The 18,408-nt window shown below is 63.9% G+C and carries 12 protein-coding genes and 1 riboswitch; of the genes, 9 read left to right on the top strand and 3 right to left on the bottom strand.

The window, feature by feature from the left end; genetic code table 11:
- Positions 1 to 12: 12 nt before the first annotated feature.
- The 7 genes from VNH11_22475 to VNH11_22445 all read left to right on the top strand — a co-directional run bounded on the left by VNH11_22475 (position 13) and on the right by VNH11_22445 (position 9,078).
- Positions 13 to 1,068, top strand: coding sequence for an AAA family ATPase (locus VNH11_22475; protein HVA49146.1), 1,056 nt, complete (start codon positions 13 to 15; stop codon positions 1,066 to 1,068).
- Positions 1,065 to 1,664 carry a hypothetical protein gene (locus tag VNH11_22470; protein ID HVA49145.1) on the top strand — a complete coding sequence of 200 codons (600 nt, stop codon included), beginning with the start codon at positions 1,065 to 1,067 and terminating at the stop codon, positions 1,662 to 1,664. Before VNH11_22475 ends, VNH11_22470 begins: the two co-directional genes overlap by 4 nt.
- The gene (locus VNH11_22465) at positions 1,661 to 4,516 is read left to right on the top strand and encodes an ATP-binding protein (GenBank protein HVA49144.1); all 2,856 of its coding nucleotides are present in this window, start codon (positions 1,661 to 1,663) and stop codon (positions 4,514 to 4,516) included. The genes VNH11_22470 and VNH11_22465 overlap by 4 nt, the downstream gene beginning before the upstream one ends.
- 616 nt (positions 4,517 to 5,132) lie before the next feature.
- Entirely contained in the window at positions 5,133 to 5,690 is a 558-nt protein-coding gene (locus VNH11_22460) for a DUF3102 domain-containing protein (GenBank protein HVA49143.1), read from the top strand.
- Positions 5,691 to 5,913: 223 nt separating this feature from the next.
- Positions 5,914 to 5,980: riboswitch (Fluoride riboswitch) on the top strand.
- Between the two features lie 52 nt (positions 5,981 to 6,032).
- A complete protein-coding gene (locus VNH11_22455; GenBank protein HVA49142.1) occupies positions 6,033 to 7,622 on the top strand; it encodes an alginate export family protein in 1,590 nt (529 codons plus the stop codon).
- A 276-nt stretch (positions 7,623 to 7,898) separates the two neighbouring features.
- Entirely contained in the window at positions 7,899 to 8,300 is a 402-nt protein-coding gene (gene crcB, locus VNH11_22450) for a fluoride efflux transporter CrcB (GenBank protein HVA49141.1), read from the top strand.
- A 1-nt stretch (position 8,301) separates the two neighbouring features.
- The gene (locus VNH11_22445; GenBank protein ID HVA49140.1) at positions 8,302 to 9,078 is read left to right on the top strand and encodes a DUF190 domain-containing protein; all 777 of its coding nucleotides are present in this window, start codon (positions 8,302 to 8,304) and stop codon (positions 9,076 to 9,078) included.
- Positions 9,079 to 9,226: 148 nt separating this feature from the next.
- Here the strand turns inward: VNH11_22445 and VNH11_22440 are convergent, their stop codons facing one another.
- The 3 genes from VNH11_22440 to VNH11_22430 all read right to left on the bottom strand — a co-directional run bounded on the left by VNH11_22440 (position 9,227) and on the right by VNH11_22430 (position 14,430).
- Complete coding sequence (locus tag VNH11_22440) at positions 9,227 to 10,216, bottom strand: hypothetical protein (protein HVA49139.1); 990 nt, start codon at positions 10,214 to 10,216, stop codon at positions 9,227 to 9,229.
- Between the two features lie 168 nt (positions 10,217 to 10,384).
- Positions 10,385 to 13,129: a hypothetical protein gene (locus VNH11_22435; protein HVA49138.1), complete on the bottom strand. Its 2,745-nt coding sequence runs from the start codon at positions 13,127 to 13,129 to the stop codon at positions 10,385 to 10,387.
- Complete coding sequence (locus tag VNH11_22430) at positions 13,126 to 14,430, bottom strand: MotA/TolQ/ExbB proton channel family protein (protein ID HVA49137.1); 1,305 nt, start codon at positions 14,428 to 14,430, stop codon at positions 13,126 to 13,128. Before VNH11_22430 ends, VNH11_22435 begins: the two co-directional genes overlap by 4 nt.
- Before the next feature lie 499 nt (positions 14,431 to 14,929).
- Here VNH11_22430 and VNH11_22425 point away from each other — a divergent pair, with 499 nt between their 5' ends.
- A complete protein-coding gene (locus VNH11_22425) occupies positions 14,930 to 16,111 on the top strand; it encodes a hypothetical protein (protein ID HVA49136.1) in 1,182 nt (393 codons plus the stop codon).
- Between the two features lie 178 nt (positions 16,112 to 16,289).
- The gene (locus VNH11_22420; protein HVA49135.1) at positions 16,290 to 17,747 is read left to right on the top strand and encodes a DUF1501 domain-containing protein; all 1,458 of its coding nucleotides are present in this window, start codon (positions 16,290 to 16,292) and stop codon (positions 17,745 to 17,747) included.
- Positions 17,748 to 18,408 lie beyond the last annotated feature (661 nt).

The raw sequence follows: 18,408 nt of genomic DNA, 5'->3' as shown, positions 1-18,408 counted from the left end.
CGGAACGATTGCATGCTTAAATCACTTTCGCTGAAGAATTTCACCGCTTTCACTGAAGCACGATTGAGCTTCGCGTCGAACCTCAACGTGATCGTGGGCGAAAACTCGACGGGCAAAACGCACATCCTGAAGGTGGCGTACTCGGCCCTCTATGCCGGCGCGACGAGGAAAAAGGAACAAGGTCCGGGGACGCCAACGAAGGCGTATTTGCAGACCGCCATCGCCGACAAGCTCAACGCCGTTTTCCGGCCGGACGAGTTGGGGCGGCTGGCGCGCCGCGCAAGCCCAGGGCGGCAGCGATGCGAAGTGAGCTGCCTGTTTTCCCCCAACAAGCCTCCGTTGGCATTCTCGTTCAACACCACCAGCAAGTCGGAAGTCACCATCGACAAGACCCCTTCGGCATGGCCCGATAAACTGCCGGTTTACCTGCCGACACGCGAGCTGTTGACGATCTACCCCGGCTTCGTCTCGCTTTATGAGACAACGCATCTGTCCTTCGAGGAAACCTGGCGCGACACGTGCATTTTGCTCGGCGCGCCCTTGGCCCGGGGTCCGCGGGAGAAGCGCATTCGGGAATTGCTGGTTCCACTTGAGGAAGCGATGGGCGGCAAGGTCGAGCTCGACAAGGCCGGCCGCTTCTATTTGAATGTCGCGGGCGTCAGCACGGAGATGCACCTGGTCGCCGAGGGGTTGAGGAAGCTGGCCATGCTGGCGCGGCTGATCGCCACCGGCTCGCTGGTCGATAAGGGGTTCTTGTTTTGGGACGAGCCCGAATCGAACTTGAACCCGAAAGCGATCAAGATGATCGCCCGCACGATTCTGAGCCTTTGCCAAAGCGGCATTCAGGTGTTCCTTGCGAGCCACAGCCTGTTTTTGCTGCGCGAGCTCGACATTCTTTTGCAGCGCGACGAGTTTAAGGCGGTTAAGACGCGCTTCATTGGATTGCACCGCGGTGAGGAAGGCGTTGAGGCGACCCAAGGCGACACGATCGACGACATCGGCTCGATCGACGCTTTGACCGAGGAGCTCAGCCAATCGGACCGATATCTGAAAGTCGAGACGGAGTGATGCCGACGATCAGCGAAGGGCAACTGCGGTTCGAGTTTCCGAGCGATTGGCAGGCGTCCAAGTTCGATGAGTGGAGTTTCTACCGCAATCAGTTTATGAAACTCGCTGGGGCCAGTATGAATTGTTCGAAATGCGAGGACGGCATCCGTTGTGCGAATTGCGGCAACAAAAACGTCGCGGGCACAAAGGGGATCGATGTTTTGGCGATCGAGCCGGGTTCAATCTGCTGGCAAATCGAAATCAAAGACTACCGGCAAACCAGGGTGTCCAATTTCGCCTTTCTTGCGGATGAAGTCGCGCTGAAGGTCCGCGACACGCTGGCGTGTCTGGTGGTCGCCGCAATCAGCGCCAATGACGCGGGAGAGAGACAGTTGGCACAAGCAGCTTTACACTGCAACCGCCTAAGGGTCGTCCTGCACCTGGAACAACCTCCACCAAAATCGCCGCTCGAATCTGCGGCTTCGCGAAAGGCGAATGTCTTGCAGCGGCTAAAACAACTCATCAAGTCCATCGACCCGCGACCGCTTGTTCTCGATATGAGCAGTATGGGCCAAGTCGCGTGGGTAGTCACACAAATAGGAACTCCACGACCATGAAACCCTGGCGAGAGATTGCGGTGCCGCACCGAGACGTGCTGGAGGGAACTTTTCAGCAGTCGGAGTTTGCCGCGGATATTACGGCGGTGCATGCGGGCAAGGCCGCCCAGGAATATCAGGACGCCGCCGCGTTCTTCGATCGCACCTTCATCACCGAGGGCATGCGGCTGCTCTTGACGCAGGTCGCTCAGCGCCTGATCGGCCAAGGCGGCGAGCCGGTGATCCAACTTCAAACGGCCTTCGGCGGCGGCAAGACGCATACCATGCTGGCCGTCTACCATCTGGCCACGCGGAAATGCGCTCTCTCCGAGCTGGCCGGCATTCCGGCGATTGTCGACCAGGCCGGCATGATGGACGTGCCGCAGGCGCGAGTGGCCGTGCTCGACGGAACGGCCCACGCGCCGGGCCAAGCCTGGAAACACGGCAAGCAGACCATCAAGACGCTATGGGGCGAGCTGGCCTGGCAGCTTGGCGGCGGCGAGGCGCTGGCACTGGTCAAGGAGTCCGACGCCACCGGCACATCGCCGGGCAAAGACGTGCTGCGCGAGCTGCTCGCCCAATATGCGCCCTGCGTGGTGCTGATCGACGAGTTGGTGGCTTACGTGCGGCAATTCGCCGAAGGCCAGGCGCTCAGCGGCGGCAGTTACGAAAGCAACCTGTCGTTCGCGCAGGCGCTAACCGAAGCGGTCAAGCTGGTGCCAAATGCCATTGTCTTGGCGTCGCTGCCCGAGTCCGACGACGAGGCGGGCGGCCAGCGCGGTGTGGCCGCATTGCGAGCGCTCGAAAAGACCTTTGGCCGCATTCAGGCCCTGTGGAAGCCGGTGGCCACCGAAGAGGCGTTCGAAATCGTGCGGCGGCGGCTGTTCGAACCGGTGCGCGACGGCCAGGCGCGCGACGCGGTTTGCCGCGCGTTTGCCGACGCCTACGTGGCCGAAGGCGCCAAGCTGCCGGCCGAGACGCAAGAAGGCCGCTATTACGACCGGCTGGCGCAAGCCTACCCCATTCATCCCGAGGTGTTCGATCGGCTGTATGAAGATTGGACCACGATCGACGGTTTTCAGCGCACGCGCGGCGTGCTGAAGCTCATGGCCAAGGTCATCGGCCGGCTGTGGAAAGACGACAACAAGGACCTGATGATTCTGCCCGGCAGCCTGCCGCTCGACGACGGCAGCTCGCGAAACGAGCTGACGTACTACCTGCCGGCGGGCTGGGATGCCGTAGTCGAAAAGGACATCGACGGCGACCGCGCGGAGACGACGGAGCTGGAGAACCGCGAGCCCCGCTTCGGGCAAGTGAACGCCGCGCGCCGCGTGGCCCGCACGCTGTTTTTGGGCAGCGCCCCCTCCTCCGTAGCCGGGAAGTCGGGCATTCGAGGGTTGGACCGGGCGCGGGTACTCTTGGGTTGCCTGCAGCCGGGCCAAACGTCAGCCATCTATTCCGACGCTTTGAACCGGCTGGCGGACCGCCTGCATTATCTCAACAGTTCCGGCGACAAGGCGCAAGGGGCGACGCGCTTTTGGTTCGACACGCGCGCCAACCTGCGCCGCGAAATGGAAGACCGCAAGCGGCGTTTTGACGACGGAACCGACGTCCGGGGCAAAATCGCCGAGGCGCTCAAGAGGCTGGTCGGCAGCGCCACATTTTTCGACGGCGTTCACGTTTTTACTCCGCACGGCGACGTGCCCGACGACAGCGCGCTGCGGCTGGTCGTCCTTTCGCCGGAGCACTGGTATTCGCGCGACGAGGAGCGGCAGGCCGCCAATGCGGTGCTGGATTATTGGCGCAACAACGGCACGAAACCCCGATACCGAGGCAATCGGCTGCTGTTTCTCGCCCCCGACATGGCGGTGCTGGCCCGGCTTCGCGACGCCGCGCGGGTGGCGCTGGCCTGGAGCTCGATCGTCGACGACGTGAAAGAAGATCGCCTGGTCATCGATCAACTGCAGAGAAAGCAGGCGGAGAAAGAGCTGCAAAGCGCCGCGGAGGTGGTGCCGCGCGTGGCGCGCGAATGCTACAAGTGGCTGCTTTGCCCGTCTCAGAACACGCCGACCGAGCCGAAGCCGGTGGTCGAGGCGTTTCCACTGACAAGCACCGGCGGCTCGATGGGCAACGAGATCGAACGCGTCTGCACCGATAATGAGCTGGTGATTACAACCTGGTCGCCGATTCACCTACGGACGAAGCTGAAAGAGCTGTATTGGAAAGAGGGCAAGACGGCGGCCGGCGCCACGGCCTTTTGGGAAGACACGCTGCGGTACTTGTACTTGCCGAGACTCAAGAACCGCGACTCGCTTTCGCAAGCCATCCGCGCGGGCGCAGCCTCCAAGGATTTTTTTGGCATCGCCTACGGTCAGACCAGCGACATGTATGAAGGCTTTCAGTTCGGCGAGGGCAGCGTCCAGTTCGACGACACCTTGCTATTGATCGAGCCGGAAGCCGCGAGGCAATATGAAACCAGCGTCATGAAGGCCGGAATTGGCGGCGCTACGGGCGCGAGTGCCGGAGGCGGCAGTGCAACGCTGGGTGGAGCATCAAGTACCGAGACCCCGGCGCGAGGCGAGACGCCAATTGGAGCGACGTCAGGAACCGGCGCCGCAAACGCGGGCGGCCCGGCCGCGGCCAAGGCCAAGATGTTTCATGGCGCCGTCGAGATCAATCCTGCGACCGCTAAGATGCGAATGCTTCAAGTTGCCGAGGAGATCATCAGCGTTCTCGCGAGCGATGCCAGCGCCTCACTCAGCATTACCGTGGAGATCAGCGCCGAATTTCCTGCCGGCGCCAGCGACCAGATCAAGCGTGCCGTGACCGAAAATGCCACCAGCCTTGGTTTTAAGACAAAAGACTGGGAGTAAGCCACGGGCCGTGAAAAGGGGCGGGTAGGACGGGTACGTTTTGCCGGAACGGCCTGGCGCTGCCCAGCAACCGGCTGAGCGATACCGTCGCGCGCCTGAACGGCCACCACGAAAGGCTCGATCTTGAAGTTTCGGACGACAACCGCGCGCAAGGCGTTCCGCATGCACTTCCAGCAGGACGAAGACCAGCGGCTCTCGCCGCGGACCGCGCGCACCTACATGCAGCTCGCCCGCAATTGGCCGCGGCTGACCGCGCAGCACCCCGCGGGATTTTCGTCGCAACGGCAGGCCCTGAAAGCACTTGCGGCGATTGTGCATGCGGACGAACGGAACCCGGACGCAGCCAGTTCGGCAGCACGCTGCCAAAGTGCCGTCGCCAGTTCGGCTGCGCGCAGCCAAAGTGCCGTCGCCAGTTCGGCCGCGCGCGGCCAAAGTGCCGTCGCCAGTTCGGCCGCGCGCGGCCAAAGTGCCGTCGCCAGTTCGGCTGCGCGCAGCCAAAGTGCCGTCGTCGGTCCGGCCGCACGCGGCGCAAGTGCGGGCCGCAAGCGCAGGCGGACCGGTCCCGTGTGGCGGGCCTCGGGGCCGTTCGTCCGCGAGGCCCTGCGCCTGGACGCAGATGGCCGACGAACGGCGAAACACGCTGGCGCTGCTGGCGAAATCCGCCAACCGCAGCCACCGCTGGGCGGTGGCGGCGGCCGGCGCCGCGATGGCGCACCTCGTGGCGGCCGGGCACGCGCTCGCCCAGGCGCGCGATCTGTGCGAACAAGGGGGCTGGCTCCGCTGGTTGCGGACCAATTTCGAGGGCTCGGTCCGCACGGCGCAGCGCTATATGCGCGTCGCGCGGCACTTGCCGGCCAGCGCCATCGATGCGACGCGCGTGTCGCATCGGTCGCAGACGGCGCTCTTGCGCGCCCTCCGCGGCGTGGTGTTTACGGGGCCGTCCGCCGCGGCGGGCGCGCCCGCCGTCGCCGGTACGAACGCCGGGTCGGCGGACGAGCCGGCGGCGCGTCGCCGGTTGTCGTTCGTCGCCGCGCGCCGCTTGCGCAAGCTCGCCGGCGCAGTGGCCGCGATGGCCGCCGCGCCCACGCGGCGGGGTTGGCCGAGCGGATCAACGCCCTGGCGACCGACCTGCTGCTCGACGCCGGCCATGCCGCTACGCGGCTGGCGCGGCTGAGCGGAGAAGGACAATCGTGCAAACTCGCGAAGCTGCTGACCAGAACCTCTTTGTGTCGCTTTTCGAAGGACATCCGTCGCTCCCACTTCGCGAGCCGCAAATGGTGAGCCGCTTTCGCCGGACCAGGATCGTAGACAAGAGGTTCAGGCCGGCGGCGCATGCCGACGCTTTGTGAAAGACTGTAGCGGTTGTGCCGAGCGAGCCGATGATGGCAAAGAGAGCAACCAGCTACGGGGATGGAGTCCCCCACGAAACCGCCCCGTGATCGGGCTGATGACTCCTACCGCGGTTTTTCGCTGTGGTAGGGGTTTGCGCTAAACCCCGCACACGGCGGGGTTTATTATGCGACAGCTTGTCATTGCCGCCACCATCGTCGCCTTGGCGGCCGACGTCGCCCCGTTCTGCCGTCCCGCGCGGGCGCAGCAGCCCGCGCCGAGGGAAAGCCCCTCCGCGGTGCCGGGCGAGCCCGAAGAGATCCAGGAGGAGGCGGAGACGCCGGAACGTCTCACGCCGGAAGAAACGCGGCCGGCGATGGAAGCTTATAAACGTCTTTATTACGACAACGACTTCACGTACCTGAATGCCCCGGCGAACCGCGAGTTTTACCTGGGCGACGTTTTCAAGCAGTGGCGTGTCGGCCGTCGAGGCCGCGGCATGCTCGACCTGGGCGGCGAATACCGCTTGCGAGATCATCACGAGTTCAACCTGCGCGGCCGCAATCTCTCCGGCCGGAGCGACGACTTCTTGCTCCAGCGCACGCGGCTGTACGGCAACCTGAAGCTGGACGAAGCCGTGCGGCTCTATGGAGAGGCGCTCGACTCGGCCACGTCCTTTCAAAGGCACACGCCGCTGGCCAGCGAAGACAACGGCATCGAGGCGCTAAACCTGTTCGCCGACCTGCGGCTGCTTGACGCCGAGCGCGGCGAGCTCTGGGGGCGCGTCGGCCGGCAGGAACTGGCCTACGGAAACGAACGGCTCATTTCGCCGGCCGAATGGAACAACGTGCTGCGCACCTTCGACGGGGCCAAGCTCTTTTGGCGCGGAAACAAGTGGAACATCGACGGCTTTTGGCTCCGCCCGGTCGCCTTCGGCACGTTGCCGACAAACCAAGTCGCTTCCGGCCGGATCGACCTCACCGAAGACTTCTACGGCGTGTGGAGCACCTACAATCCGTCCCCCGAACCCGAAGAGGTTGCGGAGGAGGCGGAGACTCCCCGACGCGGCACGCGCATCAAGCAGACCTTTGACTTTTATTACCTGGGCCTGAACGTCTACGACGCGCCGATCTCCGCGGCGTTGCCGGTCAACGCGGACTTTCAAACCATCGGCTCGCGCTGGCAGGGCCGCCGCGACAATCTGCTCTGGGAATTCCAGGGCGCCTATCAATTCGGCCGTTACGGCACCCAACTGCAATCGGCCGGCATGACGGTTTCGGGCGTCGGTTATGAATATGCCCAAGCGCGAACGAAGCCGCGGCTGTGGCTCTATTACGACTGGGCCTCGGGCGACGCCAACCCCGGCAACAGTCGCCATGGCACGTTCAACCAGTTGTTCCCTTGGGGGCACCGCTATTTCGGATTTATGGATCTCGTCGGGCGTCAGAACATTCGCGACCTGAACCTGCAGGCGGCGCTCTCGCCGTCCGAAAAAACGAACTTCCTACTTTGGTATCACATCTTTCACCTGGCCCAGGCACGCGACGCCCTATACAACGCCACGGGCACGCCCATTCGCATTTCGCCGAACGGCACCGCCGGCACCTACGTCGGGCAGGAATTGGACTTACTGTTTCAAATCGTCGTCAATCCGCGGGCCGATGTGCTCTTCGGTTACTCGCATTTCTTCGCCGGCAGCTTCGTCAAAAACACGGACCCCGCCGGCGTCAGCGGCAACGCCGACTTTTACTACTCGCAATGGACGTGGCGGTTTTGATCCGACGGCGAGTGTAGGGTGGGACAAGCTCGCTTTAGCGAGCGCCGGCCCACCATGTAAAAGGCGTCAGGCGTCAGCTATCAGGCGCCTGATGCCTGAAGCCTCCGCTCGTGGTGGGCCGGCGCTCGCAAGCTCGCTTGTCCCACCCTACGGCGATGGCTGCATCTCCACGACCAACTCAACTTTAAGACACTACCACCCTTCGGCTCCTTTGGCCGAGGCGGCAAAGCTCGTGTACATTGACAGGAAACGGACCGGAAGTGCGGGAGCTTGACGATGCGGTTACTGTTTCAGATCGGTTTGGTGGCCCTCGGTTCGGCGTGCGGCGGCCTGCTGCGGTGGGGCGTCGGCACGGGGGCCGCGAGGCTTCTCGGCACGGCCCTGCCGTATGGCACCTTCATCATCAACCTCAGCGGAAGTCTCTTCCTTGGCTGGTTCCTGACGCTGATCGCCGACCGCATGGTCCTCAGCCAGCATCCCTGGCTGCGCCCCGACGACTTGCGGTTGATGATTGCGGTCGGTTTCACGGGCGCCTATACGACGTTTTCAACGTTTGAATGGGAAGCACACGGATTGCTCCGCGACGGAGAAACGTCGACGGGAACTCTATACCTGCTCCTCAGCGTCGTGCTCGGCCTGCTCGCGGTGCGATGGGGCGTCATCCTGGCGCGGATTTGACATGAAGCTCGAAGGCGAACAAATTCTGCTGCGCGTCTGGCTGCGGAGCACCGATAGGCACGGCTGGCAAACCGCCGCCGAGGCAGTCGTCGAACGGGCGAAGAAGGCCGGCCTGGCGGGGGCGACGCTTTTGCGCGGCACGTGTGGCCTCGATCTCAGCGGCGAACTGCTCTGCCCAAGTGCTTGGTCGCTCGTCGAGCGGGTGCCGGTGATCGTCGAGATTGTCGATGGTGCGGCACTCATCGGTCCCTTTTTATCAACGCTCGGCGAAATTATCCCGGAGGGCATCGTCACGCTTGAGCGGGCGCACGTTCTTGTGTATCGCGAAAGCACGGCCGGTACCGCCCGCGCCCGGCGGCATCTGCAGCTTCCTGGCACGGTTGCCGATCTCTCCACTGTTCCCACCGCGGAGGATTTCCCCATCATGAAACTGAGCGAAGACGGGCAATTGTTGCGCGTGTTTATCGGTGAATCCGATACCTGGCAGGGTGAGCCGCTTTTTCGAGCGATCGTGCTCAAGGCCCGCGAGCTGGGGCTGGCCGGGGCAACGGTGTTGCACGGCACGATGGGCTTCGGCGCGGCCAGCCGGGTCCACACGAGCCGTCTCTTGGAACTGTCAACCGACCTGCCGATCGTCGTCGAGATCGTCGACACCGCCGAGAAGATCGAGAGTTTGCTGCCGTTCCTCGATGAAGTTGTCGAGGAGGGCATGATCACCATCGAAAGCGTGCGGGTATTAAAGTACCGTGCCGGGCATCGTGCGGCGGAAGCGGAATAGCACGGATTATTCATCGGCACGCGAATTCGCGCGCAGACTGCGCGGACACTAACCCGAAGCGCAAGCGAGGTAAGTCGATTGCCCGTCCTCGCTTGCGCTTCGGGTTTGTGTGGGCCGTTGAATAATCCGGAATAGGGGCCGAGCTCGATCACTGTGCCGCCGAATGCGAGCCGTGGTTCGAGCCGCCGATGTTGATGTCGTCGGGCAGCGGTCGGGCAGCCACGTTATAACCGAGGCTGTAAAGCAACTCCTTGACGCGCGCGTAATCAACAAAGCTGTCGCCGTAGGTCCAAAGCGTCACGGTGCTCTGCCGCGGCGGATAGTCGGAAAGCTTCATGCGAAAGCGTGACGTCGGCTGCAATGCCTCGTCGACCTTCTCCCCCAACTCTTCCGAGACGGGAAACATCTCGAAGGAAAAGCTGACCGGGGTCCGACCATCGTGCTCGGCCTCGTCGAGCCGCTCCACGACCCAACGTGCCTGAAAGCCTTGCCGCGGCCCCACCACGTCGGAAATTTCGGCGACGTTCTGGAGCCGCTCCAGGTTCGACCGCGCCTCCTGATTGCACATTTCGGCCATCTCGTTGAGCGGCGCCCAGGCCAGGCGGCCGTGCTTGAGCTGAAAATGGGCTTCGGCGCCAAATACGGTGTGGCTGATGGGCGTGGGATAGCTTTTGATTTGAATCGGCGCCCGCTTTTTCGGCTTGGCCACTTCGGCCTTCGCCTCGCCCAACTTTTTGAGATCGTTTTCGGCGGCCGCCAACGCCCGACGCATCTCGAACGACGCCTGATGCTCGCTGCCCAGGGTCTTCTTGGCCTCGTCGAGCTGGCGTTGGTGCTCGGCCACCAGGAAGGCCAACGTGGAGCGTTCCTGGTATTTGGCCTGGGTGGAGAACGTCACCGATTGCACTTGCTGCTCCAGGGAAACCGTGTCTCGCTCCAACGCTTCGGACTCTCCGCCAAGCTGCGCGATATGTTGTTTCACTTCCGCATCGTTGTCGATCTCGGAAGGAGGCGTGTTCTTGATGCGGATGCCGACGACCATCACCAGAATGATCAGAATGCCGACGATGTTCGTCACGACGTCCAGAAAGGAGTCGCTGCCAACGGCTTCGGCGTCTTGTCGGGGTTTGCGGGGCATCGGTCAGGGTTCAGGGTTCAGGGTTCAGGGTTCAGGGTTCAGGGTTCAGGGTTCAGGGTTCAGGGTTCAGGGTTCAGGGTTCAGGGGTCAGGGCGATTGCGAATCCTCGTCCCCCATCCCTCATCGCTAACTACTAACCACTTACCACTAACCACTAGCCGCTAACCACTATTTTCCAGCGCGCCCCAAGCGGCGGTCGCCCACGATTCTGCGGCGTGGTTTGCCGTGTACGTCAAAGCCGCTGTCGGCCAACAACGATTGCAGCTCGGCGTAGCGGCGCTGCCCGCCGGGCTCGACCTCCATCAGTAAGGTGGGCCGCCAATACATGTTGCGCCCCGCCGTGCCCCAGGAGTCGATGCGGTCCCAGACGGCGCCGACCAGGTCGTCGACCGATTCGGCCGTCCGCGGCTTGAAGGGAATCACGCGCATGCCTTGCTTGCCGCGTCCTTCGGGCAGCAACGTCAGGTGCTCGGCGTCGCAGACCACGCGAATCGGCCGCTCGATCGGCACGTTCGTGGTGCTGGCGTCGGGATTGGCCCAGTTCTTTTCGCGCTGGCGGTGACGGCGCTGTTGCTTTTGGTCTTCCGCTTGCTGCTGACCCATATTGAGGCTGGGCGACGGCATGCCGCCCATCATCTGCGGAGACGAGGCGGACGAACCGGCGCTGCCTCCAAACGGCGATTGTTGACCCGCCGACGAGCTGCTCGACGACGAACCGCTCGACGAATTCTGCGACATCAACTTATTCACATTGGCCAACGACGCATTTTGCGAAGAGCCGGGGGCGCCACTGGCCAGGCGGTTCGCAGACCCGGCCCGGCTGGGGCTGCCCGCATTCCCGGCGCCGCCGCCACTCGACGTTCCCGACGGGCCACCGGCGTCCGCACCGGTCAGCGAGCCGGAGGTCGCCTCTCCGGCGGTGCCGGCCAAGCGGTTGGTCGCCGCCGTACCGCGGCCGCTCGACGCGCCGTTTTCGACCACGGTGGCTCCGGCAATCCCGTTGGGGCTGGCCGCGACGTTGGGTCCGCCCGACGACGTGTTGGAGCCGGCCTTTGCGTCGGTCAAGTCCGACGAGCCGGGGCCCGTGTTGCCGGTTGCGGAGCCAGGCGCCGCTGCGCCGCGCTGGCCGCGAGCGGCTGTGCCGGTGGCCGTGTTGCCTGTTTTTCCCGGTTGCGGGCCGCCCAGGGCTGCCGCATTGGATTGACCGTTTGGCAAACCGTTGCCAGGCTGCCCGCCAGGCTGGAGCCCGGCGGGGCCACCATAACGATTTCCGGTTCGCGCGTTGCCTGGCCCTCCGCCGCCACCGGGCAACATGCCCGTCGTGCCGGCCGGGTAGATTCCTTGACCGGTTCCGCCGCCCATCGCCAATTGGTTGGCCGATGTACCCGCTCCTGGGCCGCCTCCCGTCGCCAAGCGATTTCCCGACGGGGACATGCCCGTGCCGCCGGGCATGCCAGGTCGACCGGCTCCGCCGTTGCCGAGCGCGGAGGCCGTCGGATCGCCGAACGCCGAACCTCCGGCGTTGCCGCCGCCTCGCCAGCCGCTGCCGCCCGGACCACGGTTGGCGTACGGGCCACCGGTCCAAGGGTTGCCCGGTCCGCCGGCCAGACCACCGGGCAAGGCACCACTGCCCGTCCCTCCGCTGCCCGGCGTCGATCCAAAACCCGCACCTCCCGCACCTCCCGCCGAGGCCTGTGTGCCGCTGCCGCCCCGCTGCCGTCCCGTTCCCATCGCGGTGATGTAGGGATTGTCGTCGCCATCGATGCTATGCACGGGTCCCGTGCCGTCGGAAGGCGAGTTGAGCAGTCCGCCACCGCCCGTTGGCGACCCACCGACTTGCGAACCTCCGCCGGACCGTCGCCCCGGCAGCCCCGCAGGCCGCCCGCGGCCACGGCGACCGCCCGAACGGCCCGCCGGTGAACCATCGGCCGGCACCAGGCCGCCGTGAGACGACACCCGGAATGTCCCACCGCCCGCGTGCGACAAGGCCGGTGCGGCGCTTGCCAAGTACTGTTGTCGAATCCGTCCCTCTTCCACCGCCTGGTTCATGGACAGTTTGAGCATCGGTTCGACCGGCGGAAACTCGAATGCCCAGTCTTGCCCCACCAGTTCGTAGCCGAAATCGGATCCCCAGGATGCAATGGCCATCCGTCCCACGTACCACATCATGATCCCGTCGGGCCGAACGATGAACAACGGATAGGGCGTGCCGGCCTCGCCTTTGCCCGCAAGCTGGTTGCGAATGTGGTGGTCCTTCGCCGCGCGCAAGGCCGCCACCAGCGGATTGCTGGGACCCAGGTCGACCGTGAAGTCGTTTTCGGTAAGCACGATTCCTTCGGGCTGCAAGACAATTTCGTCTTTGCGGCATTCGATGTACAGCGGCCGGCGGCGGGTTTCACTGGAGCCGTGATACGGGATGATCGCATACGACTGCCCGTTGCCGCCCGAGCCGCGGCGAAGCTTATCGATCTCGGCCTTCGTCTGACCCGCTTCGAACCGCAATTGCAGGAGGCGTTTTTTCAGGTCCTCGTTTTCACGGGCATCACCGGCGGCCAGCTCGCTGAAGTGCGCTCGCGCGTTCTCCAGCTCTTCGAGTTGGTCTCGCAGCCGACGAGTGTGCTCTTCAATGTGGCTGAGCTCGAGCTGCTTTTCGTTGATGATCTTTTGTGTTTCCTTGCGAGACCGTTTCATCTCCGCAATGCGCCACTCCAACTCATCGCTCGTGGTTTTCAATTCGCTGTTGACGGTTGCCGCGGCTGCCTGCCGGGCGGCGTCGGCCACCTGCACCTGGGCTTGGCGCGCAATGACGACCAACACCACGATGAGCGCGCCCATCGTGCAGAGCAGCACCGCCAGGAAGGGAAACAGCGAAACACCGGCGGTTTGTCGGTTGGGCGAAGCCCGGCGTCTCATGCGGCCTTGCCCACCGTGCTGTTATGGGTCAGGCCGACTTGGGGCGCAGCCACGTGCCCCAGGCGGGCGTTGAGCAGGTTGACGGTGCCCGCCAGGTTCAGCAGCGTTTCTTCGAAGTGCTGGGCGCCGGCCAGCGCGGCCAGGTTGCTGTTGAGCTGTTCTTCGAGCTTGGCGACGTGGCCGGTGGCCTCGACCACCCGCAGAAGAATCTCGGTCTGCCGCGCCAGCTCGGTCTGCTGGGCTTTCATCGCTTGCGCGCTGTCTGCCAGCGTCTGCTGCAAGCGGCCCCAGTTGCGGCGGTTTTGCTCGGTGGTGGCTTCGGCCGACGCAGCCAGCTTCTCGGCATGGGCCACCAGGCTTTGCGAGAGCGCGCCGGCCAGCGAGCTTTCGAGCTGGCGGCCGGCGGAGGTGGACATCTCGTTCCAACGGGCGGCGGCCGCGTCGATCGAGCGCTGCCACAACTCGCTCTGCCGCTCGACGAGCTTCTCGCTGGCCCGGATCATGGTGTCGGCCAGGCGGCGCATCGTGGCGACTTGCGGATCGTCGCCGCTGCCGAGTTGCTCGAAGCGTCCCGCCAGCTCGTCGGCCGCCCTGGCGTCGACGGCCGATAGCAGGCGGCCCTCGATGCGGTCGACGAAGAACTGCGTGAACATCAGCACCATCGACAAGCCCAAGGCCAAGGCCGTGGTGTCGAAGGCCACGCCCAGGCCGCCGGTGACGGTGGGCAGCGAATCCTCCAAGGCCTGCGGGTTCAGGCTGGCGATGGCCATCGTGATGCCGATGACCGTGCCCAAAAAGCCCAGAATCGGGATGGCCCAAATAATGATCCGCAGCAGTGCATATCCGGCGTGCGAGCGGGCGCCGTCCGATTCGGAAAAGTATTTCAGCTCGTCGCCCAGCTTGTCGGCCGAGCCGGCGAACAGCACCGACTGCAGGGCCTCGCGCAGCCGGCGCGGAAAGTAATCCTCGTGTTGCGCTTCGGGCAGCTTTGCCAAATGGGCCAGCAGCCGCTGGGCGTCGCTCGGCGACTGCGGCTCGGAGCTGCGCTCGGGCAGCATCGGCTGAGACAACGCGGTCGATTGGCGACCGATGTCGAGCGCCTTCAAGATCAGCCCGGTGAGGCCGACGAAGAACATCGCCGTTTCGAGATATTCGACCCAGTGGCCGGCGAAGTAGCGGAGGACGAATTCGTCGCGCCAATAGCCGGCTTGAATCGGGGCATAAAAAGCGATCGTGGCCAGGGTGCCCCACAGCACCGACGAACGCAGAATCGACAGCGAGATACGGTTGGCTTTGCTCACGGCGGCCTCCTTCTTTCGATACAATCGGCCCGATCGTCAGACTTGATGAACGAAACGGGCGGAAAAGCGGGCGTAGTCTCTTCAAACTGCACCGTCCATACAATACGGAAACTGCCTGAAAGTGCCGCGCGGGAATCGGCCGATAGCTCTTTTGTCTGCCAGCGAACCCACGCTGGATCCACCGCGTAGCGCATCGCAAGTGCGTTCGAGGAAAGTTCCCGGGAGGGAGAGAGAACAGTCCGGTGCCGGCTTCGGCCGCCCGGACTGTTTTTATTTGTTGGCGCCTCGGTTAAACTATGGGCCAAGCGCAAGCCAGGTAAAGACGAGTGCTGCCCCGTGCTCGTGCCGTCGACGCGCCCCGTAAGGTGGGACCAGCGAGCTTGCGAGCGCCGGCCCACCGTAAGCGACGTCGTTAACGGTGGGCCGGCGCTCGCAAGCTCGCTGGTCCCACCTTACAATTTGCCATCCGCAGCCCACCCAAACTTCCCGCCTTGCGAACATGACGACCGACACTGACTCTTCTCTGGTCCAGACCTTCGATGAATTGGCCGACGTTGCGGCTTCCGAAGGCATGGCGGCGGCCACCGATCGGCTTGCCCAGTATTTCCAGTCGACCGAGCATTACCACGAGTTGTTCGACTTGCGGCTGCTGCAAGCCCGCCTCGGTCTTGGGCTGCCGGCGATCCTGACGAAGGGTCTCGACGACCTGGAAGACCCGCTGCGCACGCAGATGGAAGACCGCTATCTCGATGCCTGTCGTGAGGTCGGCCACCGTTTGCTGGCCGATGGCCGGGTCCGCGAAGCCTGGATGTATCTGCGGCCCGTGGGCGATCGTCCGGCCGTGGCCGCCGCGCTGGAAAAGCTGATGGCGGATGAAGGCAACACCGAGCAGATCGTCGAAGTCGCCCTCTATGAAGGCGTGCATCCGCGGCTCGGTTTCGAGTTGGTGCTGAAAAACTTCGGTCTCTGTAACGCCATCACCACCTACGACGCCCAGATGCACCAGCGGCCGCGGGCCGAGCGAGCGGAGGTGGCGGCCCTGCTGGTGCGGCAGATTCACGGCGATCTGCTGCGCAGTCTGAAAGAGTACGTCGAAAAGAAGCAAGGCAAGCCGCCGCAGGAAACGACCATCGCCGGCCTGGTTGCCGAACGCGACTGGCTGTTCGACGATAACGAGTACCACATCGATACCTCGCACCTCGCCGCGGTGGTCCGCTTTGCGTTGGTCATCGACGACCCCGATATCCTGCGGCTGGCAGTCGATCTGACCGAATATGGCCGGCGGCTCAGTCCGATGTTTCAATATCCCGGCCAAGAGCCGTTTGCCGACACCTACCCGACCCACGCGTTGTTCTTTCGGGCACTGCTCGGCGAACAGGTTGACGAGGCGCTCGATCACTTTCGCGGCCGGGCCGAGGCACTTGCCGACGCCGATCAGGGCCCGTGGGCGGCGGAAGTGTGGGTGGCGTTGTTGTCTCGTCTGGGCCGCATCGACGAGGCGTTCGAAGTCGCCGCCCGGTTGCTGGCCGGTGCCCGAACAAGCGGTTTCGCTCCCAGCGTGCTCGAATTGGCTCAACGCTCGGGCAATTACTCGCGCCTGCTGGAAATCAGCCGCCAGCGTGGCGACCTGCTGGGTTTTGTGATGGGGCTGGCGGAGCAGCGACGCATCGACGAGAATTGATGGAACGTTGACAGGCCGCCGCGGCCGACGATATATTGCGGACTAGCCGATTTGCATTGACACTGGCCCGAAGCGCCAGCGAGGCGGCAACTGGCTCGCCTCGCTCGCGCTTCGGGTTTGTGTGCGGCTGCCCCCAATACCACTCCCGCCTTCTCATCCCACCTCGGAGACGATTGCCATGTTGATAATCCCCGGCAGAACAGGCAAAGACACCTGTGACGGCGTGACGCGACGCGAGTTGCTGCGCGTGGGTGGGTCGGCCGCCTTGGGACTTTCGCTGGCCGATTTGTTTCGGCTCAAGGCCGAGGCCAAAGAAGTCGGCGTCGGCGGGCCGGGCTGGAACAAAGCCAAGAGCGTGATCTTTATCTTCCTGCAAGGCGGACCCAGCCATCTCGATCTGTGGGATCCCAAGCCCAACGTGCCCGACAATGTGAAGAGCATCTTCAACCCGATCGGCACGAAGGTGTCGGGCATGGAAGTCACCGAGCTGTTGCCCAAGCTGGCCTCCGTCACCGACCGGCTGACCCTGCTCCGCTCCGTGAGCTACACGCCGATCGGACTCTTCAATCACACGGCCGCTTACTATCAGCTTCTCACCGGTTACACCGCCGACAAGGTGAGCCCGTCGGGCCAGCTTGAGCCGCCCAGCCCGAAAGACTATCCGAACCTCGGCAGCAATATCGTCCGGCTGAAGCCGACGACGGTGCCGATGCTGCCGTTCGTGATGATGCCGCGGCCGACGCAAGAGAGCAACGTGGTGGGCAAGGCGGGCACGGCCGGCTTTTTGGGCCGCGCCTACGACCCCTATTATCTCTATCCGGCCGGCGACGACATGGACATGGCCAAGATGTCGCGGATCAAGGTCGACGACTTGCAGTTGCGTCCTGAACTGACCGCCACCCGGCTGGAGCGGCGGGCCAAGCTGCGCGAGGTGATCAAAGAGGGGATGCCGGCGGTTGAGAAGGCGACCGCCAAGTACGATCTCGACGAATACTACGACAAGGCTTTGTCGCTGATCATTTCGGGCAAGGCGCGTGACGCCTTCGATCTCGGCAAGGAGACGCCGGCCACCAAGGAGGCTTACGGCAACAACACGTTCGGGCAAAGCTGCTTGCTGGCCCGGCGATTGATCGAAGCGGGCACGCGGTTCGTCGAAATCAACTGGCCGAAGGTTGCCAACAGCGACAACCACTCCTGGGACGTTCACGCCGGTCTCTCGACCCGCATGAAGAACCAATCGGCGCCGCTGCTCGACGCCGGAGTGTCGGCCTTGCTGGCCGATCTCGACGATCGCGGCTTGCTGAACGAGACGCTGGTGATTGCCATTGGCGAGTTTGGCCGTAGTCCGAAGCGCGGCGTGAGCACGTCGGGCAACTCCAACACCGACGACGGACGCGACCACTGGCCATACTGCTACACGGCGGTGATGGCCGGCGCCGGCCTCAAGCGCGGCTTTGTGTATGGCAAGTCCGACGCCACCGGATCGGCGCCGGTCGACAGCCCGGTGCATCCGACCGACATATTGGCCACGATCTACCACGCTTGCGGCATCAATCCCGACACGATCGTCTACAACCATCTCAATCAGCCTCGCGAGCTGGTGAAGGGGAGCGTCGTTTCGGGCCTGTTCGCGTAGCCCTTTCGCTGGAGCGAGAGGAAAGCCGTCTACTCCGTGCCCATGCGACACGCGTGTCGCCTCGGCGCGTGCCGCCGGAGACGAACGGGCCGCAGGCACTTTGGCCGCGCGCGGCCAAAGTGAGCAGGATGACGGATGACACCCCTCCAACGGACGAGTCGCAAAGCCGTGTCGCCAAAGATTTTGCGCTTGCACGACGGTAAAGCTTCGCCGAACCCGGTACGCAGGTGCCGTACACCAACCCGAAGCGCTAGCGAGGATTATTCACCGGCCCACACCAACCCGAAGCGCAAGCGAGGATCAGCAACGGACTTAGCTCGCTTGCGCTTCGGGTTGGTGTTCGCGCAGTCTGCGCGCCAAGTTCGGGGGCCGGTGAATCATCCGGGCTAGCGAGGAACGTGAAAAAGGCGACAAAACCTCGCTTGCGCTTCGGGTTAGTGTGAAATGGGGACGGGTTCGGCGAAGCTTTACCCGCGACGGAATGCGTCGGCATCCGTTTCTACAACGGCGCCTTCAGGGCATTTCGAAGATGGCCAACTCGCGCCAAACGAAGCAGAGCGATGAACACCGGCTTTTGCAAACGTTGGCAGCCTTCGAACTCACTTGGCAGCCTTCACGGTCGGAGCGAACCCCACCAATGGGCCAACTGTCGGATTCCGCC

This window comes from Pirellulales bacterium (assembly GCA_035533075.1).
Taxonomy (GTDB): Bacteria; Planctomycetota; Planctomycetia; order Pirellulales; family JAICIG01; genus DASSFG01.
This window is presented reverse-complemented; position numbering and strand designations above follow the sequence as displayed.